Source organism: Spirosoma arcticum (assembly GCF_054779955.1).
The window spans coordinates 600,893-625,998 of the sequence record NZ_BAAGXG010000002.1 but is presented as its reverse complement, the minus strand read 5'-3'; the positions used below and the strand labels follow the sequence as shown (position 1 = coordinate 625,998).

23 protein-coding genes are annotated in these 25,106 nt (G+C 50.2%); 10 read left to right on the top strand and 13 right to left on the bottom strand.

Annotation, left to right across the window (positions count from 1 at the left end; translation table 11 throughout):
* Nucleotides 1-32 precede the first annotated feature (32 nt).
* Nucleotides 33-2,243: a S9 family peptidase gene (locus ACYVHB_RS07110; protein WP_461050945.1), complete on the top strand. Its 2,211-nt coding sequence runs from the start codon at nt 33-35 to the stop codon at nt 2,241-2,243.
* 262 nt (nt 2,244-2,505) lie between these two features.
* Here ACYVHB_RS07110 and ACYVHB_RS07105 read toward each other — a convergent pair whose 3' ends face one another.
* The 4 genes from ACYVHB_RS07105 to ACYVHB_RS07090 all read right to left on the bottom strand — a co-directional run bounded on the left by ACYVHB_RS07105 (nt 2,506) and on the right by ACYVHB_RS07090 (nt 4,699).
* On the bottom strand, nt 2,506-2,901 hold the full coding sequence (locus ACYVHB_RS07105; protein WP_461050943.1) for a Dabb family protein: 396 nt from the start codon (nt 2,899-2,901) through the stop codon (nt 2,506-2,508).
* A gap of 13 nt (nt 2,902-2,914) precedes the next feature.
* Nucleotides 2,915-3,100, bottom strand: a complete 186-nt coding sequence (locus ACYVHB_RS07100) for a hypothetical protein (RefSeq protein ID WP_461050941.1) — start codon at nt 3,098-3,100, stop codon at nt 2,915-2,917.
* The gene (locus ACYVHB_RS07095) at nt 3,060-3,341 is read right to left on the bottom strand and encodes a hypothetical protein (RefSeq protein WP_461050939.1); all 282 of its coding nucleotides are present in this window, start codon (nt 3,339-3,341) and stop codon (nt 3,060-3,062) included. Before ACYVHB_RS07095 ends, ACYVHB_RS07100 begins: the two co-directional genes overlap by 41 nt.
* Nucleotides 3,342-3,481: 140 nt before the next feature.
* The gene (locus ACYVHB_RS07090; protein ID WP_461050937.1) at nt 3,482-4,699 is read right to left on the bottom strand and encodes an NADP-dependent isocitrate dehydrogenase; all 1,218 of its coding nucleotides are present in this window, start codon (nt 4,697-4,699) and stop codon (nt 3,482-3,484) included.
* Nucleotides 4,700-4,843: 144 nt separating this feature from the next.
* Here ACYVHB_RS07090 and ACYVHB_RS07085 point away from each other — a divergent pair, with 144 nt between their 5' ends.
* From ACYVHB_RS07085 to ACYVHB_RS07075, 3 genes are all read left to right on the top strand, one after another.
* Entirely contained in the window at nt 4,844-5,473 is a 630-nt protein-coding gene (locus tag ACYVHB_RS07085) for a leucine-rich repeat domain-containing protein (RefSeq protein WP_461051038.1), read from the top strand.
* Complete coding sequence (locus ACYVHB_RS07080) at nt 5,388-5,744, top strand: DoxX family protein (RefSeq protein ID WP_461050935.1); 357 nt, start codon at nt 5,388-5,390, stop codon at nt 5,742-5,744. The genes ACYVHB_RS07085 and ACYVHB_RS07080 overlap by 86 nt, the downstream gene beginning before the upstream one ends.
* Before the next feature lie 137 nt (nt 5,745-5,881).
* Entirely contained in the window at nt 5,882-7,633 is a 1,752-nt protein-coding gene (locus ACYVHB_RS07075) for a peptidase dimerization domain-containing protein (RefSeq protein WP_461050933.1), read from the top strand.
* A 91-nt stretch (nt 7,634-7,724) separates the two neighbouring features.
* Here ACYVHB_RS07075 and ACYVHB_RS07070 read toward each other — a convergent pair whose 3' ends face one another.
* The 4 genes from ACYVHB_RS07070 to mutY form a co-directional block, all read right to left on the bottom strand.
* The gene (locus ACYVHB_RS07070) at nt 7,725-8,759 is read right to left on the bottom strand and encodes a phytanoyl-CoA dioxygenase family protein (RefSeq protein ID WP_461050931.1); all 1,035 of its coding nucleotides are present in this window, start codon (nt 8,757-8,759) and stop codon (nt 7,725-7,727) included.
* A gap of 75 nt (nt 8,760-8,834) precedes the next feature.
* Nucleotides 8,835-10,187: a gliding motility-associated protein GldE gene (gene gldE, locus ACYVHB_RS07065; RefSeq protein ID WP_461050929.1), complete on the bottom strand. Its 1,353-nt coding sequence runs from the start codon at nt 10,185-10,187 to the stop codon at nt 8,835-8,837.
* Nucleotides 10,188-10,226: 39 nt separating this feature from the next.
* Complete coding sequence (locus ACYVHB_RS07060; RefSeq protein ID WP_461050927.1) at nt 10,227-10,754, bottom strand: single-stranded DNA-binding protein; 528 nt, start codon at nt 10,752-10,754, stop codon at nt 10,227-10,229.
* Nucleotides 10,755-10,826: 72 nt separating this feature from the next.
* Complete coding sequence (gene mutY, locus ACYVHB_RS07055; protein WP_461050925.1) at nt 10,827-11,915, bottom strand: A/G-specific adenine glycosylase; 1,089 nt, start codon at nt 11,913-11,915, stop codon at nt 10,827-10,829.
* A 140-nt stretch (nt 11,916-12,055) separates the two neighbouring features.
* Between mutY and ACYVHB_RS07050 the strand changes: the two genes are divergently transcribed.
* From ACYVHB_RS07050 to ACYVHB_RS07040, 3 genes are all read left to right on the top strand, one after another.
* Nucleotides 12,056-12,358 carry an HU family DNA-binding protein gene (locus ACYVHB_RS07050; protein ID WP_461050923.1) on the top strand — a complete coding sequence of 101 codons (303 nt, stop codon included), beginning with the start codon at nt 12,056-12,058 and terminating at the stop codon, nt 12,356-12,358.
* 15 nt (nt 12,359-12,373) lie between these two features.
* Complete coding sequence (locus ACYVHB_RS07045) at nt 12,374-13,264, top strand: tetratricopeptide repeat protein (protein WP_461050921.1); 891 nt, start codon at nt 12,374-12,376, stop codon at nt 13,262-13,264.
* Between the two features lie 345 nt (nt 13,265-13,609).
* Complete coding sequence (locus ACYVHB_RS07040) at nt 13,610-15,172, top strand: Rne/Rng family ribonuclease (protein WP_461050919.1); 1,563 nt, start codon at nt 13,610-13,612, stop codon at nt 15,170-15,172.
* Between the two features lie 84 nt (nt 15,173-15,256).
* Here ACYVHB_RS07040 and ACYVHB_RS07035 read toward each other — a convergent pair whose 3' ends face one another.
* Together ACYVHB_RS07035 and ACYVHB_RS07030 are read right to left on the bottom strand one after the other, a co-directional pair.
* Complete coding sequence (locus ACYVHB_RS07035; protein WP_461050917.1) at nt 15,257-16,372, bottom strand: lysophospholipid acyltransferase family protein; 1,116 nt, start codon at nt 16,370-16,372, stop codon at nt 15,257-15,259.
* A gap of 12 nt (nt 16,373-16,384) precedes the next feature.
* On the bottom strand, nt 16,385-16,558 hold the full coding sequence (locus ACYVHB_RS07030; protein WP_461050915.1) for a hypothetical protein: 174 nt from the start codon (nt 16,556-16,558) through the stop codon (nt 16,385-16,387).
* Nucleotides 16,559-16,735: 177 nt separating this feature from the next.
* Between ACYVHB_RS07030 and ACYVHB_RS07025 the strand changes: the two genes are divergently transcribed.
* Nucleotides 16,736-17,746, top strand: a complete 1,011-nt coding sequence (locus ACYVHB_RS07025; RefSeq protein ID WP_461050913.1) for a LytTR family DNA-binding domain-containing protein — start codon at nt 16,736-16,738, stop codon at nt 17,744-17,746.
* A gap of 19 nt (nt 17,747-17,765) precedes the next feature.
* On the opposite strand, the gene ACYVHB_RS07020 is transcribed toward ACYVHB_RS07025, so the two are convergent.
* Nucleotides 17,766-18,464: a LuxR C-terminal-related transcriptional regulator gene (locus ACYVHB_RS07020; protein ID WP_461050911.1), complete on the bottom strand. Its 699-nt coding sequence runs from the start codon at nt 18,462-18,464 to the stop codon at nt 17,766-17,768.
* Between the two features lie 226 nt (nt 18,465-18,690).
* Here ACYVHB_RS07020 and ACYVHB_RS07015 point away from each other — a divergent pair, with 226 nt between their 5' ends.
* A complete protein-coding gene (locus ACYVHB_RS07015; RefSeq protein WP_461050909.1) occupies nt 18,691-19,074 on the top strand; it encodes a hypothetical protein in 384 nt (127 codons plus the stop codon).
* Nucleotides 19,075-19,272: 198 nt separating this feature from the next.
* On the opposite strand, the gene dnaG is transcribed toward ACYVHB_RS07015, so the two are convergent.
* A complete protein-coding gene (gene dnaG / locus ACYVHB_RS07010; RefSeq protein WP_461050907.1) occupies nt 19,273-21,381 on the bottom strand; it encodes a DNA primase in 2,109 nt (702 codons plus the stop codon).
* Nucleotides 21,382-21,559: 178 nt separating this feature from the next.
* Between dnaG and ACYVHB_RS07005 the strand changes: the two genes are divergently transcribed.
* On the top strand, nt 21,560-22,945 hold the full coding sequence (locus ACYVHB_RS07005; protein ID WP_461050905.1) for a vanadium-dependent haloperoxidase: 1,386 nt from the start codon (nt 21,560-21,562) through the stop codon (nt 22,943-22,945).
* Between the two features lie 118 nt (nt 22,946-23,063).
* On the opposite strand, the gene ACYVHB_RS07000 is transcribed toward ACYVHB_RS07005, so the two are convergent.
* Complete coding sequence (locus ACYVHB_RS07000) at nt 23,064-24,956, bottom strand: amidophosphoribosyltransferase (protein ID WP_461050903.1); 1,893 nt, start codon at nt 24,954-24,956, stop codon at nt 23,064-23,066.
* Nucleotides 24,957-25,106: the final 150 nt, after the last annotated feature.

Genomic DNA, 25,106 nt, shown 5'->3' with positions numbered 1-25,106 from the left:
GTTGATCATGCCGTGTACTGTTTTTACACACTATGAAACGAATCACCGTGAACCAATCGCTTCGGCTCTTTTTTCTGCTGCTGTTACCCGCTTTCTCGCCGGTCTTCGCTCAGGTCAAAAAGCCCGTTACTCTCGACGATATTTGGGGGCGCAATCAGGGCGTTTTCAGCCAGCGTACCGTTTCGGGGGTTAACTGGATGAAAACGGGCGGGTTCTACACCACCCTCGACGCGGGCAAAATCGTTAAATTCGATATCACGACGGGCAAGCCGGTCGAAACGCTGTTCGACGAACAACGGACAACCTGGAACGGACCCGCACGTCGCATCGACGATTATCAACTCTCGGCCGACGAGCAGAAACTACTCCTGACAACTCAGGAGGAACGCATCTATCGCCGGTCGAGTAAGGCCGAATTTTACGTTTACGACCTGACAACCAAACAACTTCAGCCACTGAGCAAGGGGGGCAAGCAACAGTACGCAACGTTCTCGCCCGATGGCAAACGCGTGGCCTTCATGCGCGACAATAACTTGTTTGTAACAGATCTCTCTGTAAGCAAAGAAACGCAGCTAACCACCGACGGAAAACGCAACGCGATCATTAACGGGGGAGCCGACTGGGTATACGAAGAGGAATTCAGCATGGCGCGGGCCTTCGAGTGGTCGCCGGATAGTAGGCGTGTGGCCTGGATTCGGTTCGATGAGAGCCGCGTTGCCGAATATGACATGCAGCTTTGGGGCGGACTGTATCCCGTTGAGTACCGGTTCAAATATCCCAAAGCGGGCGAAGCAAACTCTCTGGTGACGGTCTGGATCGCCGAGGTACTATCGGGCAAAAAAGTACAGGCGCAGACCGCCACTGAGACAGACATCTACCTGCCCCGAATTCAGTGGACAAAAAACGCCAACCTGCTCTCCATCCGGCGGTTGAACCGGCTGCAAAATAAGCTCGATCTACTGCACGTGAACGCCACGACCGGGCAGGCTACAACCGTGGTAACCGAAAGCAGTCCCACGTACGTTGATCTGGAATTTACCGACGACCTGACGTATCTGAACGATGGCAAGTCGTTCCTGTGGAGTAGCGAGCGCAGCGGTTACAAGCACCTGTATTTGTACGACCTGAGTGGTAAACTGACCCAGCCTGTCACCTCAGGGTCTTTTGAAGTTGCCAGTATAGCGGGCGTAGACGAGAAAAACAGCACGATTTATTACACCTCCACCGAGGTGTCGCCCCTCGAACGGCACCTGTACCGCATTGGGCTGGATGGTCAGAACAAACAGCGGCTCACGAAACTGCCGGGTACCTACACCGCCAATTTTAATCCCGATTTTTCTTACTACCTGCTCTACCACGCGTCGATGGATTCGCCCACGCGGGTCACGTTGCGCGGCACCCAAACCACCGACGACCGGCGTATTCTGGAATCAAATGATGCCTTGAAAGGGCGGCTAACTGGTTATGCGCTGGCGCCCAAGCAGTTTTTTCAGTCGAAAGCCGCCGACGGCACACCCCTAAACGGCTGGATGATAAAACCGGCTGATTTTGACGCATCTGGTGCGAAGAAATACCCGGTGCTGATGTTTGTGTATGGTGGGCCGGGGTCGCAGACGGTGAAAGATGATTGGGACACGCGGGATTATTTCTGGTATCAGACACTGGCGCAGAAAGGTTACATCATCGTGTCGGTAGATGGGCGTGGCACTGGGGGACGGGGTAATGCCTTCCGTACGGCCACCTACGCTCAACTTGGCAAACTCGAAACCGACGACCAGATCTCGGCCGCCCGCCAACTCAAAACCCTGCCCTACGTCGACCCGGCCCGCGTGGGCATCTGGGGTTGGAGCTACGGCGGCTACATGACCGCTCTTTGCATGACGCTCGGAGCCGACGTATTCAAGGCGGGCATCTCAGTGGCGCCCGTCACCAACTGGCGCTTCTACGACAGCATTTACACCGAGCGCTACCTGAAGCGTCCGCAGGAAAACGCCGGTGGCTACGACGATAATTCGCCCGTGACTCACGCGGCTAAACTGCGCGGACCGTATTTGCTCGTTCACGGCACGGGCGACGACAATGTGCATTTTCAGAACTCTATTGCCTTCGAAGATGCGCTGATTACAGCTGGCAAGCAGTTCCAGTCATTCTATTACCCCAACCGCAACCACGGCATTTATGGCGGCAACACGCGGCTGCACCTGTACCAGATGATGACGGATTTTGTAGAGAAGAATTTGTGATCTTTTGCGGTCCCACCGTTCAAACGGTGGGCTGATACAGACCGAACCCCATTGCCGCATTTTGTTATCTTCGTCAGAAACAATCAATTCGTATGCAGTCGATCACACTGACCATACCGCCAAACATTGATGTCAACACCGAAGAAAGCATCCAGTCATTGCGCGATGCTAACCCAGGGTTGCGTATTGATAGAATCGGCGTCAACCAGATAGCAGTAGCAGCAAGCAGATCAGCGTAGCATGAACTTCGCTCTTTCTCAAGTCACTTGCCCTGATTCGTGAAATCGACCACTGTTACGTCGGCTAACCACGGACCGACGATAGTGCCGAACGCTTTGTGGGCGGGATGTGGCAGATACGTGTCTCGGTCTTTTTCGCTGTCGAACGTCAGGATAAACGCGTGGGTCAGGCCCTTGTCGAGTTTTTCGGGGCTGTTGTTGGTGCCCCATTTGAAATCTTTGATCTCCTTAATTTTCGACGGCAGCGCTTCAAAAGCCGCCACGATCTCGGCTACTTTTTCGGGCGTCGCTTCGGGTTTGAACTTGAATAGAACGACGTGTTGGAGCATAGTTTTCATGGGTTTGCGGGGTGGCGTGGTGGCATTAGCAGCCGTGGTCAGAGCCAGCAGCATTAGTAGACTTGAGAAAAGAGTTTTCATTGGCTTTAGAGAGTTACTGTTGTTGTTTTTGTTGCCAGACACGACGCTTTTCTTCAATCCAGGCGTCGATTTCATCGCGGGAGACTAAGGGTTTAACGTTTTTGGTACGCTCCATGAATTCACGCGACAGCTCGTCGGCATTGCTGCCGGTTGCGGTTCTACCAGCAACGAGGGCGACAGAATCGTTCTTCAATTTCATAGCCATTGGCAATTCTGATTTCGTCAATAATAACAAGATTCCTGTCGTAGTCAAAACGAAAGTTTACAACCAGCATTTTCAGGCCTGTATAACCAACCACTGAACCCGTTTCGTTATCCGGATAAATGACTCGGTACTCGCCATAAAACAGCCGATCAATCTCTCCGTCAACGATACCAAGCCGGTTCAACTCATCCAGCGTGAAATTGTCGCCGTACACAATGTCGAAGTTATCCAACATAAGGATTGGTGGGGTTATAAAAAAGACCTGCAAGGTTTGAGCGGTGCAACGACTCGCAAACCTTACAGGTCTGAATAAACAGGTGAATTAAATAATCTAACGTGAATACGGGATTACGTTGATCCCGTATTCACGTTAATCTACGCCAGTTTCGTTTTCATATTGGCGTCCAGCGCGTCTAAGAAATCTTCGGTGTTCATGTAGTGCTCACCCGCCGTCAGCTTCGTACCAACGGGATAGGCCGACAGGGCCAAATCTTTTGTCATTTTACCACTTTCAACGGTTTCGACGCACACCGCTTCGAGCGCTTCGGCGAAGTCAATCAACTGCTGGTTATCGTCCAGCTTGCCCCGGAACGCCAGGCCGCGCGTCCAGGCGTAAATTGATGCAATCGGGTTAGTGCTCGTTTTGTTACCTTTCTGGTATTCGCGGTAATGGCGCGTAACCGTGCCGTGGGCGGCTTCGGCTTCCATAATCTTGCCGTCGGGCGTCACGAGTACCGAGGTCATCAGGCCCAGCGATCCAAACCCCTGCGCCACCGTATCGGACTGAACGTCGCCGTCGTAGTTTTTGCAGGCCCATACAAAGTTACCTTCCCACTTCAGCGCCGACGCAACCATGTCGTCGATCAGGCGGTGTTCGTACTGCACTTTGCCAGCGTATTCGGTGTCGTAAATCTCCTGGAAAATGTCTTTGAACCGACCGTCGTATTTTTTCAGGATCGTATTTTTGGTCGACAGGTACAGCGGCCAGCCTTTTTGCATGGCTACGTTCATACAGGCGCGGGCAAATCCCCGAATCGACTCATCGACGTTGTACATGCCCATCGCTACACCGGGCGATTTGAAATTATACACGTCGAAATCCATCACCGTACCGTCTTCACCTTCAAACTTCATGGTCAGCTTACCGGGGCCGGGCACCACAAAATCAGTAGCCCGATACTGATCACCGAAAGCATGACGACCGATGATGATGGGGGCCGTCCAGTTGGTGACCAAACGCGGTACGTTGTTCATCACAATCGGCTCGCGGAATACCGTACCGTCTAAAATATTGCGGATCGTGCCGTTGGGCGACTTCCACATCTGCTTGAGGTTAAACTCTTTAACGCGGTCTTCGTCGGGCGTGATGGTGGCACACTTAATACCAACACCGTACTCTTTAATGGCATTGGCCGCGTCGATGGTTACCTGATCGTTGGTTTCGTCGCGGTATTCGATGCCGAGGTCATAGTATTTAATGTCAACGTCAACATAGGGCAGAATCAGCTTGTCTTTAATGAACTTCCAGATGATGCGGGTCATTTCGTCGCCATCCAGTTCGACAACCGGATTCGCCACCTTGATTTTTTCCATTGGACTTGGGTATAAACGATTAAGAAATACGACACAAAATGTGGCCGCAAAAGTAGTGCATCTTACTTAAACATAGATATTACTTCGATTTGCTTGTTAACCCAAAAAATACGTAGTTAGAAAGTGTTAAGCCTTCCTACCTACATGAGCGATTTAGCGCGCCAATTGATAGCTGACAATCAACGCACTCAAGCCCCATTTTTAGACCTTGGCAACTGCGACCTGACAACCCTGCCTAACGAGCTTTTCACATTGACTTGGTTAGTAGAATTAAATCTAAGCGACTATTATCGGAATAAAACAAACAGCGAATGGGTAGAAACACAAAATATAGGCTCAGAAAACCGCCTTACCGCTGATTCATTACAACGTTTAGGTCAACTGTTGCAACTCAGGAGCCTTGCTTTGAGCGCTAACCGGATTGAGGATTACCGTTTTCTGAAGAATCTGCCACAGCTTCAAAGTCTCGTCCTGAGAAATAATCGATTCATTAAAAAATACACTTTTCTGGAAAAGTTAACCGAACTACAAAACTTCGCCCTACGCAATAACCAGATTGAAGATTACGCTTTTCTGGAAAGGTTAACTCAACTTCAAACCCTTGACCTGAGCACTAACCAGATGAGTGCAAATGCGAATTCAGGCCACATTTGTTCAAGTCTTACTCTCTTCGTTACGCAGAACCAACATGATCAAAAGCAAATGGGGGCAGTGGATCATAATTGCCCTCCCCGCTTTAACGATGCTCGGTCCCGGGATTACCAAAATTGCTGAGGTCGAAGGGGTCGTTAAAGGTTTAACCGCATTGGGCGTCGGTCCGTACGTTACCTTAATTGGCATACTCCAATTAGTTATCGTTCTCCTGTATCTGCTGCCAATTACGCGTAACATTGGCTTTTTCCTAACATGCAGCTACCTGGGCGGAGCCATCCTTGCCCACCTATCGCATGACCAGTCGATAACGGTGCCAACAGTTACGCTGACGTTATTTTGGGTTGCTATGTTTCTGACAAAGCCGGGTTTATTTCTTTCGGCAAGGGTATAATAATCAAACACTTTCTCCGCTGAGCAGCAACTCGTTCTTAATTCGTCTTTCTACAGCGACTTGTAAATGAATCTGGTTCTTTCCAGTATATTTAACTGTCAATAACTCAATCATCAGAATAACATTTTGATAGTACCATGAGACACTGTATAAATCTACTTATCGTGCTTCTTTTTCTGCCTGCTCTACTCTTCGGGCAAACTAAGCGAACGACTAAATCCAACGACAATCGGAGTGTCGGAACCGCACCGGCCGGTACGCCGGAGCGGGACCGGCCGAACCGTAGTCAACTCGACCGACTCAAGGCCGAAGCGATGACCGCCGTCGAAGCTCGCACCGTTCAGGCACAGCAGATTAATGACATGCTCTTCAGCTTCTCGGAACTTGGCTTTCAGGAAGAAGAGTCGTTCACTTACTTGACTAATCTGTTGGAAAAGGAAGGTTTTAAGGTGGAAAAAGGCGTGGCGGGCATTCCCACGGCCTGGATTGCCACCTGGGGGTCGGGCAAGCCGCTCATTGCCGTTGGCTCCGACATCGACTGCATTCCCAAGGCCAGTCAGAAGCCCGGTGTGGCTTACAAAGACCCCATTGTTGAAGGAGCTCCCGGTCACGGCGAAGGGCACAATTCCGGGCAGGCGCTCAACATTGTGGCGGTGCTGGCAGTGAAGCAGTTGATGGAACGTGAGAAAATTCCCGGTACCCTCATGCTCTGGCCCGGCGTGGCAGAAGAACTCGTTGGCACCAAAGCGTTTTACGTGCGGGATGGGTATTTCAAGAATGTGGACGCCTGTATTTTCACCCACGTGGCCAACAACCTCAGCGTGTCGTGGGGCGACAACGGCTACAATGGGTTGATTTCGGTAAAATTCAACTTCGAGGGACAGGCGGCTCACGCGGCTGCTGCGCCCTGGCGCGGTCGCTCGGCCTTAGACGCTGTGGAATTGATGAATATTGGCTGGAACTACCGGCGTGAACACCTCGAACTTACCCAACGTTCGCACTACGTCATCTCTGACGGGGGCGACCAACCCAACGTCGTACCGTCGAAAGCGGCCGTCTGGTACTATTTCCGCGAACGGACGTACCCAAAGATTAAGAAGCTGTTTGAAACGGGGATGAAGATTGCCGAAGGAGCCGCCATGATGACTGACACCAAATTTACCTACGAGATTTTGGGGTCGGCCTGGCCGGTGCATACCAACAAGCCCATTGCCGCCACGATGTACGAAAACATTAAACGAGTGGGATTACCCACCTGGTCGGCCGACGATCAGTTGTTGGCGCGGGCATCGCAGATTGAGTTGCAGGCCCCAAAAGTGGAGGGATTAGCCGTTAAATTAGATTCGGTTGGGATGCCCGTGTCGTCGGCCCCGGTGGTGATGATGGGTGGGCAGGCCATGACCCCGCTGGGGGGCGGCTCCGACGACATCGCCGACATTTCGTGGTCGCTGCCAACGGTCGTGCTGCGCTATCCCAGCAACATTCCGGGCCTGCCCGGTCACCACTGGAGCAACGCCATTTCGATGGCCACGCCGATTGCGCACAAGGGCATCGTAGCCGGAGCAAAAGTCGAAGCCATGACGCTGCTCGACATGCTGCTAAAACCCGAGATCATCAAAGACGCCTGGGCTTATTACAAAGATGAACAGACTAAAGAGATCAAATATGAACCCCTGATTTCGACGAAGGAGCAACCGGCGATCTACTTGAATAAGAAGATAATGGCGGAGTTCAAGCCGAAACTACAGGGCTTTTACTACAATCCCGGCAAGTATAAAACATATCTGGAGCAGTTGGGCATCACCTATCCGACGCTACGCGACGATCAGCGGACGGCCGTAAAAAAAGTGTTGGATAAAGATAAAGCAGTCGAATCGAAAGGAAAGTAACTGACAAAGCGCAACTCATTAGCAACAGAGCGGCCGGATACACGTATCCGGCCGCTCTGCCATTAGAGGAGCTAAACTATTGATTGCAAGACTACATGGTCTTGCCTGCTGTGAAAATATCCTCCTGATCGGGCATGGTTGGATTCACGAACACATCGGCTCCGTTAATGGTCCGGCGCACCGGCTCAGCCGTTGGACTTTGCCGATGGTGACGATAGGCTTTGTCAGACGAGTAGTGGCAAACGTAGGATTTTCGCGTCAGGGCCGGGTTATGAATCGCGTCGCCCCCGTGGGCCAAAGCCGCGTGCCACAGCAGCACATCGCCTTTCTTGACGAGCAGCGTTTTCTTTTCCAGACCCGCGTCTTCGCAGGCTTTGTCCAAGTAATTGGCAAAATCACCGGGGTGCAGCTTCGACTGACCGTTGTAGAAAATGCCGTTGCCAAAGTTAAATTTATTGACCGTGTGCGAACCAGGGTAATAAAACAACGGACCGGAGTCGATATGAACGTCTTCGAGCGCGATCCAAGAAGCCGCTAAATGACTGGGTATTTCGGACACTACGTAAGCAAAATCTTGGTGCGTGGCCTGCTGACTGCCATACTTGAAAATCAGACTCTGCATTCCGATCACTTTGTCGCCAAAGGCCGCTTCCAGAAACGCGATGATATTCTCGTGGAGCATAATCTTTTTAGCGATCACCGAGTTGTCATGGAAGTCCAAAAACTTGATAAATGGGCCGTTGAGCACGTTTTTTGGTACGTCTTTGATAGCCATTACCGGATTTGCTGCATATTCCGGCAGGTCGATCCGCACGTTGACCTGCTGCTTCTCGTGACCTTCAATCAGTTCTTCTACTTCACTCCAGAGCTGATCGAGCCAGGCCGTTGCAATGGCCTGTTCAAAAATTACATAACCATTTTGCTGCCAGAATTTTAACTTCTCAGCCAGGTCGTAAGGCAGCGATTTAGCCCGCTCGTAGTGCTTCACAAAACCGTCAATGTCAGCGTCTTTTTTGTCGACCCAGGGCAACGTAGTGTGCTCAAATTCGGTAACGACTTTGGATGCTCCGTCGGGCATAAACGTGCGCTTGGCGACGGCTTTGAGTCTTGATAGAATATCTGTCATGCGATAGGTTGGTAGCAACTGCGGGTAAAATTACGGGATTCCCACAATTTGTCAATGCCCCCGAGTCTGAACTGGCTAATCGGTATTTTTTATGCGGTCCGTATCCGACGTGTTAACGACCCTTACTTCGTTTATCCGCTTGTCGTCGGCCGACACCACCTGGAATGTAAATCCGGCGTACGTGGTTTCGTCACCAGCTTTGGGCAGGCGACTGAACAATTCAAGCAACAATCCACCAAGCGACTCACTGTCGCCCTGCATGGTCTCGAACGTTGTGGCGTCTACATTCAGCACCCGGCATACGTCCGTCAGGGGAATTTTACCTTCAAAAACCACCGTACGATCATCCTCCCGCCGGTAGCCTACGGGCGTTTCATCGTCGAATTCATCGTTGATGTCACCAAAAATTTCCTCAATTATGTCTTCCAGCGTCACTAAGCCTCGGGTCCCACCGTACTCATCAACGACGATAGCGATGTGAACGCGCCGTTTCTGAAAGTCCTGCAACAGGTCGTCCACTTTTTTGTTCTCCGGAATAAAATACGTGGGGCGCAACAGCGTCGTCCACTGAAATTCATCCGTTTCGTGAATGTGTGGCAGCAAATCTTTGATGTACAGAATACCTTCGATCTGGTCGAGCGACTCGTGATAGACCGGCACCCGCGAATAGCCCGACGCGTTGATCTGCGCCATTAACTCGCTGAATGTCAAATCGTCGGCTACTGCTGAAATATCGAGCCGGGTGCGCATCACCTGCCGGGCCAGCAGGTTGCTGAAGTTGACAATGCCCTTCAGTATTTCTTTTTCTTCGGTGGTAGCGTCTGTCCCGGTCAACTCAACGGCCTGACTTAGTTCTTCAGCCGAGAGTTTATAGCCCCGCCGTTGAATTCGCCGGTCGACCTGATTGCTCATACTAACCAGTAGTGCCGATAGTGGTCGAAACACCATTAACCCAATCTGAGCCAAGGGTGCCGTTCGACGAGCTACCATCAGGTTATTCTGACTGGCATACACTTTAGGCACAATTTCACCGAACAGCACAATCGTCAGCGTTACAATCAGCGTCACACCCGACAACACCCAGCCTGATTCACGCGAGGCCTGTGAGAATTCCCACGTCAGGTACATGACAATGACGACAACGGCAATGTTGAGCAGATTATTGAAGATGACCAATGACGCCAGTAAGCGTTTGGGTCGGTCGAGGAGCTGCGAAATACGCTGGTCATCGGCCTGACTACTATCCCGGCAGCGGGCGCGGTCATCGGGTGAAAGTGAGAAGAAAGCAGCTTCGGAAGCTGACACTAAACCAGCGATTGCCAGCAGTAATAAAATTAGGGCCAGGTACGGGCCGTATAAATCAAAATAGGTGCCCCAACCAGTGATGGCCGGAAGCACCTGTCGAGGAAGCGGATCACCAGGGTCCATGTATATTAAATCTCGTTCGACAATTGAGCAGCATATGGATTAGAACGGCAAATCGTCGTCACCACTGTTGTTCTCAAACGGAACCGGTTCCGGCTCTCTACGCTGCGGCTGCTGACGGGGTGCAGGTGCGGCTTGCTGACGGGACGCAGCTTGTTGGGGGGCCGGAGCCGCAGCGGGCGTTGGTGCGGCTTGTTGCTGACGGGGCGCTTCAGAATACCCATCATCCTGACGGTCGTTCGGACTACCCAACAATTGCATTGTATTAGCACGAACCCGCAACGACGTACGTTCCTTGCCTTCCTTATCGGTCCAGACTTCCGTCCGCAAACGGCCTTCTACGTAAACAGGATTTCCTTTCTTGAGATACTTCTCGGCTACTTTCGCCTGTTCGTTCCACAGTTCAACCCGAAACCATTCGGTTTGCTCTACTTTCTCCCCGTTTCGGTTGGTGTATTTCTCCGTCGTTGCTACGTTAAACTGCGCAACGACAGCACCGCCGTCTAAATACCGCACTTCAGGATCAGCTCCCAAATTGCCGATTATTGTCATTTTATTAAGGCTTGCCATACTGCGTTTTTTGATTACGTCTGAAAAAATTGTGCGGCTTAAGAACAATTAAAGATACTGATTCAAACCGACTTATCCAAACGCTTTTTCTAAATAATTGGTGACTAATACAGGCTTGGGTAGTTGCTCAGCCTCCTTAGCCGTGTACCAGTTTAAACCATCTGGTAAACGTGCGGACGCGCTGTCAGGCAACTCGATTGCGAAGAAATGGGCACGAATACGCTGGTGCGACAATAGCTGCACGGCCGTTGTTGGCAGACTTATGGAACGCCCATGCTTCACCAAATCACGCACATGTTCTGGTAGTGACAAATCAGGTAACGTCGGTTGGTCTTCGTCCGTTTCAAGCAAGTAGAAATCGTACAGATTTTGCCATACGTCGCGGTTCGTGCGTTCGCGAAGGGCTACTTTGTTTCCGTTAGTGAAAACCAGGTAGTTGAAAAACCGCTGACGAACGGGCGCCTTCTTTGCTTTCACGGGCAAGCGGTGCTGACTGCCACTCAGGTAGGCAACGCACTGTTGCTGAACTGGGCACAACAGGCAGTCGGGTGATAGAGGGGTACACTGAATAGCCCCGAACTCCATGATTGCCTGGTTGTAGGTAGCCGGATCATCGGCTTTTTGAATCAGACGCATGGCCAGTTCAGCGAAGGTTTTTTTCGCTCCCGTAGTCGTAATATCGGCATAGATGCCAAACACGCGTGCCAATACCCGATACACGTTGCCATCTACTACTGGAACACGCTCACCGAAGGCGAACGAAGCAATAGCCGCTGCCGTGTAAACACCTATACCCTTCATTTTCAGCAAGTCACGAAATGTATCGGGAAACTTTCCGGCCAACTCATCCGTTACGTGACGGGCAGTCTGATGAAGATTTCGGGCTCGGGAGTAATAGCCTAATCCCTGCCAAAGTCGGAGCAGTTCCCGCTCGTCGGCACGGGCCATATCCGCTACGGTTGGATACGCATCAACGAAGCGTTCATAATACGGTTTTCCCTGCGCCACGCGGGTTTGCTGTAGGATTACCTCCGATAGCCAGATACGATACGGATCGCGGGTGTGACGCCACGGAAGGTTACGTTTATGGTGTTCATACCACCGCTCGAGCGTTGGCGCAAAAGTTATTTCGGTGGCGTTAGCGTCTGATTGCCAATTCAAAATAAAAGAAAAAAAACGTCGTTAGTGGGAAAATGAAACAAGCAGGGTTTTTATAGTTTACCGGAAACCTCTACCTTTGTGCTCCCATTTTTGACACCCGAATTTTCAACAACACAGTAAACGTTAAAGTTTAAGAAGTCGTGACGAAAGCAGATGTAATTGCAGAGATCGCCGATAAGACCGGAATCGATAAGGCCGAGGTAACGAACACCCTCGAAACCTTCTTTTCGGTAGTAAAAGACTCATTGGCCGAGGGAGAGAATATTTACGTGAGAGGGTTCGGCAGTTTCATCAACAAGAAAAGAGCCAAGAAAGTAGCCCGGAACATCTCTAAGAACACCGCTATGGTGATCGACGAGCACTTCATTCCGAGTTTTAAACCCGCTAAGATTTTCGTTGAGCAAGTGAAAACCAGCGATAAAGCCAAAGTAGCCGCTGAGTAGAGAAGAAAGCTAAGTATGAATAAATTCGTGCTGCTTGTTGTCGTGCTGGCTTCGGCCCTAACGGTTGGTTTGTACACCCTGCCAAAGGTTGTTGTACGCAACGAAAATCGGCAGTTAACCCAATCTATTGGGGGTGGACGCCAATCGCAGGGAGCGGGTCGTGCTGCTTCTGATTCGTTGAATGCAGCCGCTTCATCCGGGCCAGTCGATGACAGCCAGCCTGACCGCTCGGAAATTCACGAAAAGCCAGTGTCGGTAGCGGAGCAAAAGCGTCTGGAAACGTTGCGAATTGCGTTTGCCGAAGCTAACTCCGCTCAGAAAGAAGCCGTTGGTGAGAAACTGATTGTTGCTTTTCGGGAGCTTACCCGCTACGACAGTGCCGCTCGTTACGCCGACTTATTAGCTATAGCGCAGCCGAACGAACGAAACATGCTTCGGGCAGGTGATGCTTATTTTGAAGCGTACACTTTTGCCGTTGACGAGAAGAAGATAGCGACGCTGGGTCAAAAGACCCGTGATTACTACCAGAAAGTTCTCGCCAGGAATCCAAATCTGCTCTCGGCAAAAGCCAATATGGCGATGACCTACGTCAATACAGAAACGCCGATGCAGGGAATAATGCTGTTACGTGAAGTGTTACAGCAGGAACCAACAAACGAGCTGGCTTTGTTTAATCTGGGTTTGCTGTCGATGCGGTCAAATCAGTATGGGCGAGCTATTGAGCGGTTTCGGCAGATACTGGTTAACAATCCAACCAGTCGGAAAGCGCAGTTTTACTTAGGCGTTAGTTTGGCGGAGGCCGGTCAGAAGGAAGAAGCAAGACGTGTGCTGGCGGAAGTGAAGAAGCAGGAGAAAGATCCGCAGATTTTGGCAGCAGTTCATGAATATGAGGATCGGTTAAAGTGACCAATGAGCAATTGGCGGTAAATGAGAATCGGCATTCTTCATTAATCATTACGCATTAGTTTAAGGGCTGACTGAGTAGTTAGCCGACGTATATTTTAACTTTAAACACTATTTACATCATGCCTTGCGGTAAGAAACGAAAGCGGCATAAGATTGCCACTCACAAGCGGAAGAAACGGCTCAGAAAAAACCGGCATAAAAAGAAATAGTTTTTGGGTTTGTGTTGTCTCCCCACGGAGTCTTACAAACTCAAAAGCTTGTTATGTGGAAGCCTCGTGCCGGTCTGCAAAGCCCGAACGTGGCTTCTTTATTTTTATACAGCCATTCTAACCGTACTTTCATCTTGTGAGTAATGAATTAGTTATCAGTTCGACTCAGAAAGGTGATCGGATTGCGCTCTTGCAAAACAAGAGACTGCTGGAGTATCACGAAGAAGAGTTAGACAGCAATTTCACCGTTGGCGATCTTTACTTAGGAACTGTCAAAAAACTTTCGTCGGGCCTCAATGCGGCTTTTGTGGACGTTGGCCACGAGAAAGACGGTTTTTTGCACTATCAGGACTTGGGGCCGAACATCAATTCGCTCAACAAGTTTGTCAAAGATATAATCGCCAAGCGCGTCACCACCGGTCGGCTTAACGGCACGAATCTGGAGCCGGTTATCGAAAAGATTGGAAAAATCGATAAAGTACTGACCAAAAATGCGCCCATTCTGGTTCAGGTGGTTAAAGAACCCATTTCGACCAAAGGTCCACGCCTTTCCTGCGACATTTCCATCGCGGGCCGTTATCTGGTACTTGTCCCGTTCTCAGACGGCGTAAATCTATCCAAAAAGATTACTGACCGTGCCGAGCGGTCCCGGTTGCTCCGATTGATGTCGTCGCTGAAGCCGCCCAACTTCGGTGTCATTGTGCGGACCGTTGCTCAGGAGAAAGATGTTGAAGAGCTGGACCGCGACCTGCAGCACTCGCTCGAGAAGTGGGAGCAGGCCGTGAAAGTTCTCGCCGATGCCAAACCACGGGACCGGATTCTGGGGGAGATGAACCGGGCTTCGTCCATTCTACGAGACATGCTCAACGAATCGTTCGAGAGCATTACAGTCGATACGAAAGAATCATTTGACGAAATCAGGACGTTTATTCACACAATTGCTCCTGAGAAAGAGAAGATCGTCAAATTACACACCGGCAAGACCAAAGTGTTTGAAGCATTAGGTCTTGAGAAACAGCTCAAATCATTATTTGGCCGGTCAGTTAGTTTGCCCGGCGGTGGTTATCTGATTATTGAGCATACCGAGGCTTTGCATGTCATTGACGTCAACAGCGGTAACAAGTCGAACTCGGAAGAAGACCAAGAAGCTACCGCCATCAGCGTCAATCGGGAAGCCGCCAAAGAAATTGCCCGGCAGCTTCGGTTGCGCGACATGGGCGGTATCATTGTAATCGACTTCATCGACATGAAGAAGGCCGAGAACAAAAAACTGCTTCAGGACATAATGCGGGACGAAATGAAGCCGGACCGCTCGAAGTTCACGATTTTGCCGTTGACTAAGTTCGGACTCATGCAGATTACGCGGCAACGCGTCCGGCCCGAAATGAATATTGTGACGCGCGAGGTATGCCCAACCTGCGACGGCACGGGGACCATCCAGGCCAGTGTGTTGGTTACGGACGTCATTGAAAACAATCTTGACTACATCCTGACCAAACAAAACGAGCGCGGTATCTCGATTGCCATGCACCCTTTTCTGTACGCATATTACACTAAAGGCTGGTATTCAAAGCAGATGCAATGGTATGCCAAGTATAAAACGTGGGTCAAGTTGGTAAAAGACAGTTCGCTGGGTATTGTCAATTTTAAGTTTCTCAATAAAACTGGTGAAGTGATCGAAGTAGGTAACGTGTCCTGACGGCAACGCACATGCTGAAGCAGCGAAGGCTCAACCTATACCAGGTTGAGCCTTCGCTGCTTCAGCATGTTTACGGACTGTGTCTCAGCAGAGAACTTCCATCTCGACTAACTCACCGAACATTTCCTGACCAACGACCCCCTCAACGGAGTCCACTGCATTGAGATTCAGGAGCAGATCACGCAGATCCTCGGTAATCTCGTAGGTCTGATACAGCCGCCGGTCGAAGAGAACGGGCGCCTGTTCCAGATCGCACAACGTGTAGCGGTCCCGATTGAATGTCGGCCGGGCCGATTGGCGTCTATACAAAGCGTGCTTAGGCAATTCCGGCTCAAGGAATGAGTGGATGTAGTTCCAGCCCTCCCACTGACCTGGATAGCGATTTAAGTAGGGCCAGAAGGCGTCGTAAAGCTGTTGCATGGCTTCCTGACAATACATATCCCGATTACTCTGACGAATGGGCCGGATTTGATTTAGAAAATGAAGCACATTCGTCGAATCGGGTTCCCGGTAGCCAATGACCGGAACGATGGGCACCCCAGCCGCGTGCGAAAGATAGCCAACTCCTTTCCGCGTCATAATACGCCGGTGACCCAACCGGATAGACAGAAACTGAGTTTCCTCGCCCGGTTCCGGGGCTGTCTCAGGGCTGCCATCTACGTAAACAATTAGCGACCGTCCCGCTTTCAACTCCCGCAGAATCGTCAGACCAGCCGACGGGCTACCTGTTTCAACAACGCGAAAGACGTTTGTTAGTCCGTGTTTCTCGCGTAGTGCTTCTATGTGCTCCGTCATGCCCCCGCCCTGTTCGCGGTTCATATTGCTGCCAACAAGCAATACACAATCCACACCCTTCCTGAAAAGCACGCTTGTTAGCTGACGATAGGAACCAAGATGATACGTACAGTAAATCTTTGCGCCCTCGTTTTGCGTAATTACATCCTGGGCACCACTAAGTTTTACCAGATCACCTGCCGACAGGCATTGTTGATCGAACGTAGCGAACACCTGTTGCAACAACAGTTCCCGAAACAGGGTTTCGTGCTTACTGCGAGGGATGGAGGGCATGATATTCTCCACATTCGCCGAGAACGTAGTGAATTTCATTAGGTAACCCCGTTCCTTCTGCAAATCGACGCGCTTGAACTGCTCACGGCAATGGGCCAGTTCTCTTTTGTACAGCGTACGTGCCGTTGGCATAGTTCGTGTAGGTTAGAGCGAGAAAACTGGCTTGGACAGACCCTTGAATTCGTCGGGCAGCATATATTCTTTGCAGCATTCGCCGGCAGACAGGAACTTCATCAGGTTGGTTGATTCTGCTTTAGCAGCTACCTTTACCGAATTCTTCAACACGTTTACTTGCTTGATAGAGAATTGAGCTTTCATAATGATTTGTTTGATTTAAGTTAGTTGCTTTTGTTAACCGGCGATTTATCCGCCTTTTGATGTTACAAAGCTACTACCTGCCTATAGGGGCAACAATCACAAAAAAGTCACAATGGCTTGTTGGAATAAGTTAAATTTTACCAGTATCTTAGTCGAAATATTGATTACAGCACGATCATGAAGGAGATTCGTCTCACCCGCCGTTTCTTGAGCAACCCGATGAACAGCGTATTCATTCTGCTGGGCATTCTCTTGCTTATTGAACTGGTTTCGTGGTCCATCGCTCATAATATAAAGTTAAAGCAGGTGCATGACGCCGGTGGTTTTCTACCATACACTGGTTTAATATTTTACGGTTTGTTTCTACCGGAGTTAATTACACTCATTTTCACCATTGCCTTCGTTAACCGTTCGCACCTGTGGCTGAAGATTAACGCCGTTCGGAACGACTGGGCTTCCATTGGTCAGTATGAACTGAAGTTCTTACCCATTTTGGCGCTTTCATTCTGGTTCTTCAATCCATTCACGCAAACTGTAAGGTTTTTGATAAAACATTTTCCTGAATATTCTTTACAGTTATATTGGAGCGATTTTATTATTGACACATACTCTTGGGCTTTGTATTTCAAGTACCTCTTTCCTGTCATTCTGATGGGCTACGTTGCATTGAACATTTCGTTGCTGTCTGATTTCCTCAAACAACGCCGGGAAGCGCAGGAAGCGGCCGAAGCCGAAGCCACCAGAGCAGCTCAGGAAACGCTGGCGCTGTCGGCTACTTTCATTCCCAAACCAGCGACTCCGTCTCCCTACTTAAATCATCTTAAAGGAAAGAATCCTTTTGGTGAACTTGACTTTCCAACGAGCGACGTTTATTTCTTCACCATCGAAGATCGTTCTTACTATGCTGAGTTAGCCAAAGGCCGGTATGCAGTGGTTAAAACCCTCAACGAACTGGAAGCCGAGCTTGACCCAGGCCAGTTTTTCCGCGTTAAGCGTGACTACATCGTTAATCGGCACGCCGTACTGAACTACGCCTACTGGGAAAATGGAAAATACATAGTCCGGCTCAATACACCCGACCGCCACGAGATTGTTGTTCCCCGCGCCCGCATGCAGATTTTTCGTGAATGGCTGCAGGAAAATCAACAGTCCCTTCCCGAGAGAAAGCCCACAGGCTCTTATGCTTAAGTTGTTTATTATCAACTCTTTATAGGTAGTTCTTTACAGCAATACTATAACGAGGCAATTGTCGGCAGCTACCAAGTTCTAACTTCTTCGCTATATGCGCCTTGTGGTTGACTGCTGTCCGGTAGCTAATGCCTAACTGATTAGCAATTTCGTCGGCCGTATGCCCAAATGCTACCATTTTCAAAACTTCACGTTCGCGGTCAGTGAGTCGTTTCAGTTCATCACGAGTAGCCTCAGTCATTACTTCTACACCGTAGCCTTTAAGCAGGTTCACAAACCCGGGACTGTAGTAACAGCCCCCATCACTGACGGTCTGGAAACAACGGTATAATTCCTCTAAACCGTCGCTGGCGTACAGAAAGCCAAAAAAACCCATCCGCATAGCTTCCCCCACCATACGAAAGTCAGGTTTGCTGGTATACAAGATAAACTTAGTCTGTAAGTTGGATTGCTGCATCTCCTGAACAGCATCGAAACCGAGCCGACCTGACATCTCTGACTCCAGAATGACACAACTTGGGCGTTTCACCCGAATTTGTTGAAGTGTATCATCCATCTCCACAGCGCGGCCTACAACGTTGTAGCCTTTCTCTTTCAATAGCTGGCTTAGAACTTCGCAGTTGAACACTTCAGACTGGGCTACAAGAATTGAAAAGTCACGGCGACGAAGCGCAAATTTTTTGGCGACCTCCTGGTCATTCGCAGATTTGTCCATCATGTATCTTAAAAATTGGGTAAGTGAAGGTAGTGACCTGAATGTTTGACAATCGCATGAATTGTGTGAAATCACCGTTTCACCGGATGAAATGAACAATTATCATGTCGAGATTTGAGTGATTTCGTCCGGGGAAATGGTGATTTCACACAATTCAGATTGTTTACGCCCACATCACCGCTGTACATTTGATTATCGCTTAGGGAATAATCATTAATGTATTGTGGCAATGAAGCATCAAGAGGAAGTAATGCCGTCGGCTTATGAAGCATCTCCAGCGGAGGTGCAGTCAATGATTATGGAGTGGGTAAAAGCGACCGAAGCGTTTCACCATCGCTACGCCACCCTGACTGAAGTAATTAATAAGATGCAAACAAATGCCCGGCGGCAGCCCGTCCAGAGCAAAGCACGTTTGCGTAAATTAATAATGTTGCGCCAGCACATGAGTGATGTGTTGATGACGTTGCTGCTCGACATGACCGGCCAAAGCCCAAGTCGTTCGGCGCAACCCTCCAAGCCCAGTCAACTCCGCTCACATGCTTACCTGCTGGACGAGTTGAACCGGAAAATCGATGCCGAACTGATCCAGGTTACGACGGTAGCGCAAGCATAGTGTTCACCCCTCCCAATTGATAAAGGTTAAGTCCCCCAAGTGATTGGGGGACTTTTTTGTAGTAACTTTTTACTACAGTTGTTCCAACTGACATGTAGTCGTATTAGAATTATATTTATACATTTTGTTTACTTATTGAGTAAATTAGCAAAAATAGAGACAATAGATTTTGATTGATGCAGTAATATTTGACCTAAATTATCCCGAAATAACCGTACCCAGCAGAAGCGATATGTCCATGTCAACTCGCTTAAAGTGCATAAACTCGGTCATTAGCTGATCGGCTTCGTCAGGCGTCTCACTACTTACTTCGCGAAGTTTTTGCTGTAACACCGCCATGCGTTGCTCAGCCAATATCTTTTTAATACGGAGAATATTACGAAATGCGGCATCAGCCAGTATACCAATTTCCTCTTCGGACGGTACGTGAATCTCGTGCTTCAGCCAGCCCTCACTTATCTCGTAACGGGGGGTAGTTAAATGGATAGCCTGGTGCTGCATTTCTGCATCCTCAGGTTGGCTTATGAATGAACTTCGACTTCTGCGGTTCAGAAAGTCACCAGCCGTGAGAATGTCACCCTGCCCGTAGGCTTCGCGAAACAAGGTTAGGATTAGGTTGAACGGGGCTGTTTGAAAATCAATATCAGTGAGTTCGCTCAGCATATAATGGCAGAGGGTAATACCCGGCTCCAGTTCACGCACTCCGTAATTTATAAGCAGCCGAATGCATTCTTCTTCCTGATAGGATATTGGTGGGCGCGTAACCGATGAATGAGCGTTGCGCAACGTCGCTGGCACGTCAGACGCGCTACTGAGACCGCCGGAATCCATTTGGCCAATGCCTGCTTCAGCTAACAGCGCGTTGATGTCCGCCATATCCGTTTCTGAACCAGAGCGGGACACGTCCATTGGCGATTCATCGGCAGGACCAGCCATCTGTTGACGATCCTTCTGGCGATCAACGTCTTTCTTGTTCTGCTCCTGTCGTTTCCTGAGCAGTCGATTGATTTCGGTGATTACAGTTTGTTCGCTGACGTGGAAAACCTGTGCTACTCGCTGCGACAACGTCTGGCGTTTGAGCGCATCGGGTATTTTGGTAATGCTGGCGCACACGTCCGAAATTCCCTCAGCCCGTTTAAGCGGGTCATCGCCCGCTTCAGTCAACCACTGACCCGCTTTAAAGTCGATGAAGTCTTTGGCGTCACTTCGGACGTACTCTTTAAAAGCTTCCGCCCCTACTTTATGGACGTAACTATCGGGGTCTTCGCCATCGGGCAGGAGCAACAGCCGGAGGTTAAGCCCCTCTTCCAGTACCATATCCAGCCCACGAAGAGCCGCTTTTATGCCAGCCGCGTCACCGTCGTAGAGGATAGTAACGTTGGGGGTGAAGCGGGCAATGAGCCGAATCTGCTCGGTTGTCAGGGATGTTCCCGACGAAGCTACCACGTTTTTGATGCCCGCCTGATGCAGCGAAATGACGTCGGTATACCCCTCCGTCAGGTAACAGACATCCTCGTGCCGGATGGCTTGTTTGGCCTGAAAAATGCCATACAGTACCTGGCTCTTATGGTAGACGGATGTTTCGGGCGAATTTAGGTATTTGGGTTGCGTTTTGTCGGCTTTCAGTATGCGTGCTCCGAAGGCAATGACCCGACCCGAGACGTTATGAATTGGAAACATAACCCGGCCCCGAAACCGGTCGAATACTTTGTCTTCACCACCGGCCGTAGTCTCTTTGCGTAAAATCAACCCAGCTTTCTCAAGCAAATCGCGATTATAGCCCCGGCGCGTACCCTCCTGTAAGAGCGCATCCCATTTATCGAGCGTATAACCCAGTTCAAACGCGTCGATGGTAGGGTTGGTGAAGCCCCGTTCCCGGAAATAACTCAGACCGATGCTTTTGCCTTCGTCAGTTGTTTGAAGCGTTTCCTGAAAGAACGTTTTGGCAAAGTTCAGAATAATCAGGAGGCTTTCGCGCTCATTCTGGCGCAGCAGGTCTTCGGGCGTTTGTTCCTGTTCGGCAATCTCAATACCGTATTTCTTGGCCAGATACCGCAATGCTTCGCCGTAGCCGATGTTCTCAATGTCCATAACGAACTTAACGGCATCGCCCGCCTTACCGCACCCGAAGCACTTATAGATTTGCCGCGTGGGGTTGACATTAAACGAGGGCGACTTTTCATTATGAAAGGGGCAGCAGGCAGTATAATTGCTACCGCGCTTTTTAAGCGAAACAAAATCACCAACCACTTCCAGAATATCAGCGGCCTGACGGATTCGATCAACGGTTTCTTCGGGTATACGCATAGAACTTCAGGGGTATTCTGGTACTGTCAGTCAAATTTACAGTGAAAATTTAGTTGTCGGTCGATCCTGCCGATTAGCAGATGAACTAACCGAATTTTCATGTGGCAAAATTTTTGCTCACATATGGAGAGCTATCCTTATCAATAGATATAACAACGCACCTTATTGCTAAGCCATCATGAATTATTCTACAGTACGTTCGCGCCAGAAACAGTTGAACTTAACGGCAATGGCCAGATATGGACAGTTCGTTTTGTTAATGTTGGTTTCGTTGTTGCAAAGTTGTCGCCCCAATGCGGGCGATATTGTTCAGCCCGTTACTTCAAACGGTAAGGCCGCAGATCAGTACAGCGCTGATGTGGCAACCAACTGGAATGATTTGCAACTGAAACTTGCCCAGAACACGGCCGGAAATACGCCCCCTGTTGTATCAAGAGCACTCGGATACGCCGGGTTGACGTTATACGAAGCCATCGTGCCTGGCTTACCGACGCATCGTTCGCTGGCCGGACAACTCGCTGGTTTGACCACGCTGCCTAAACCCGAAACGAACGAGGAATATAACTGGCCGTTGAGCGCCAACGCAGCCGAGGCTACTATAGTGCGCAGTCTCTGGGCTAATACGTCCGATGTAAACAAAAAACTGGTCGACTCATTAGAAACGGCTTTATCCGCCAGTTTAGGAAAAGATGTGCCTGAAGCAGTCATTAACCGATCGGTCACGTTCGGGAAAAGCATCGGCGACGCCGTATCTGCTTATGCCAAAACCGACGGAGGGGATGAGGGTTACTCGCGCAACTTTCCAGCCAGTTATGTGGTGCCAACGGGCGCCGGTTTCTGGCGGCCAACGAGTGCTCAACTCATTCCAATGCAGCCAACTTGGGGGCAAAATCGCTCGTTCGTAGCAGTCAACGCCACAACCGATCCGGCTGAACCAACAGCGTACTCGACTCAAACCAATTCTCCATTCTTCGCGCAGGCGATGGATGTTTATTCTGCCGGTAAGAACCTGACAGCCGACCAGAAGGCGATTGCGCTGTTCTGGTCCGACGATCCCGGGAAGACGTTTACCCCTCCCGGCCACGGCGTTTCCATTGCCACACAGGTAATTCGGAAAGAAAAAGCAACGCTGGCCAAAGCCGCCGAAACATACGCCAAAATCGGTATAGCAACGACCGATGCGTTTATCGCCTGCTGGCGCTGCAAGTATAAATTCAATTTAATTCGACCCGTTTCTTACATTAATCAGGCCATTGATCCCCTGTGGAAGTCTCTGCTGGCAACGCCCCCGTTTCCCGAATATACGTCGGGTCACTCCAGCGGATCCGGAGCAGCCGCCCTTATTTTAGAGGATCAGTTTGGCTCCAACTACGCCTTCACCGATCATTCGCACGACACGCGGGGGTTCACGGCGCGTTCGTTCAATTCATTCCGTGAGTACAGTGAAGAAGCGGCCATTTCCCGCTTCTACGGGGGTATACATTACCGTTATAGCAATGAGCAGGGGCTGGCCAACGGCCGCCGGGTTGGTCAGAACATACTGGCGTTGGGGTGGAGGAAATGAGGGTAATGTAAAATGAACGGCGCTGGTGGCCCCGAATGGTCAATGTACAGTGGGAATGTCTATCCTATCGTACGTTGACCATTCGGGACCGCCAGCGCCGTTCACTTTACATTACTCCTCAGTAAGCCCTGACCAGCTTACCTTCCATGAAATTAACGAAGGCCTTGTTGACGACATTGTTACCGCCGGGCGTGGGGTAGTTACCCGTAAAATACCAGTCGCCGGAGTGATTAGGACAGGCCCGGTGCAGGTTTTCGACCGTTTGATACACGACTGCTACTTCAGCTTTTAAATCGGAGGGCGTCACAATCTGAGCCACTTTGCGGGAGAGTTCATCGTGCGTAAATGGGTCGAACAGGGCTTTCACGTAATTATGCTCGGTTGCATTGCCCGACTCGATTGCCGCCACGCACTGTGCATAGACCTCGTCCACAATGTGTTCCTGCCCACGTTCGCGGAGGAGTTCCATGGCCGCCCGGAAACCAACGAATTCCCTGAATTTGGACATGTCGATGCCGTAACAATCGGGAAAGCGTATCTGCGGAGCCGACGAAACAATGATGATCTTTTTGGGACCAAGCCGGTCCAGCATACGCAGAATACTTTTTTCAAGGGTCGTACCCCGCACAATGGAATCGTCGACTACCACAACGTTATCTTTTCCCTTCTTAATTACCTCAAACGTTGTGTCGTATACGTGCGCTACCATGTCGTCGCGCTGAGCGTCATCGGCAATGAACGTTCGCAGTTTTACGTCTTTGGACACTAACTTTTCGATGCGCGGCCGAAACGAAAGCACCCGGTCAAGCTCCTGCTCGAACAGGATTCCCTCCATAATGGCTTTCTTACGTTGCTTATACAAATACTCCTCCAACCCTTCAACCATCCCGAAAAAGGCTGTTTCAGCGGTGTTTGGAATATAGGAGAAAACCGTGTTTTCGAGGTCGTAGTCGATCTCCTTCAAAATCTGCGGCACGAGCAGTTTACCCAGCGTTTTGCGCTCATTATAAATGTCGGGGTCGGTGGCACGCGAGAAATAGATCCGCTCGAAACTGCACGACCGCTTTTCAATGGGCTTCACAAACTGGTGCTCGGCGTATTCACCGTGTTTGTCGATGATAAGCGCGTGGCCGGGCTGCACTTCCCGTATTTCGCTGTATTCGACGTCGAATGCCGTTTTAATAGCGGGCTTTTCCGAAGCCACTACCACTACTTCATCATCGGCATAATAATAAGCGGGGCGGATACCGGCCGGGTCGCGAGCCACAAAAGCACCACCATAGCCCGTCATGCCCACCATGGCGTAACCACCGTCGAAATCACGGCAGGACCGGTGCAACACGCGCTGAATGTCTAAGTTCTCTTCAATAATGTCCGACAGGTCCGGGTTTTCATAAATGCCCTTAAACCGGTCGAATACGCGCTGATTTTCTTCGTCCAGAAAATGGCCGATCTTCTCCATTACGGTAACGGTATCAACTTTTTCCTTGGGATGCTGACCGAGCGACACGAGCTTATCGAATAGGCTATCGACATTGGTCATGTTGAAATTACCAGCCATCACGAGGTTTCGGCTGCGCCAGTTGCTTTGCCGGAGCATGGGGTGGCAGTTCTCAATCTCGTTGGCTCCGTGAGTGCCATAGCGCAGGTGCCCCATCCAGACTTCACCTGTGAACGCGATATTCTTCTGGAGCCACTGCGCGTCTTTTGCCTTGTCTTTATTGCCTTTTAGGGCTTTTCGGAATTTCTTGTTAACCTTCTCGAAGATGTCCGTTACGGGTCGCTGATCGACGGAGCGGTAACGGCTGATGTAGCGGTGGCCGGGTGGTACGTCGAGTTTGATGTTCGCAATACCAGCCCCATCCTGCCCTCGGTTTACCTGCTTTTCCATAAGCAGATAAAGCTTGTTAGCGCCGTAAAGGGCCGTGCCATACTTGTCGATATAATATTGATACGGTTTGCGGAGCCGAATAAAGGCAATGCCGCACTCATGTTTGATGGCGTCGCTCATGAGGGTGGCGCCGAAGCGCGTTGATTTTTAGGATGTATTGAACTAACGGCCCTCTGCCAAAAAGGGTTCGGTGAAACGGCGGTGTAAAGGTAGGAAAAGTAGCTGGGGATGCGCACGAAATGGCGAGGGGCGTCGGGGCAATTTGCCATT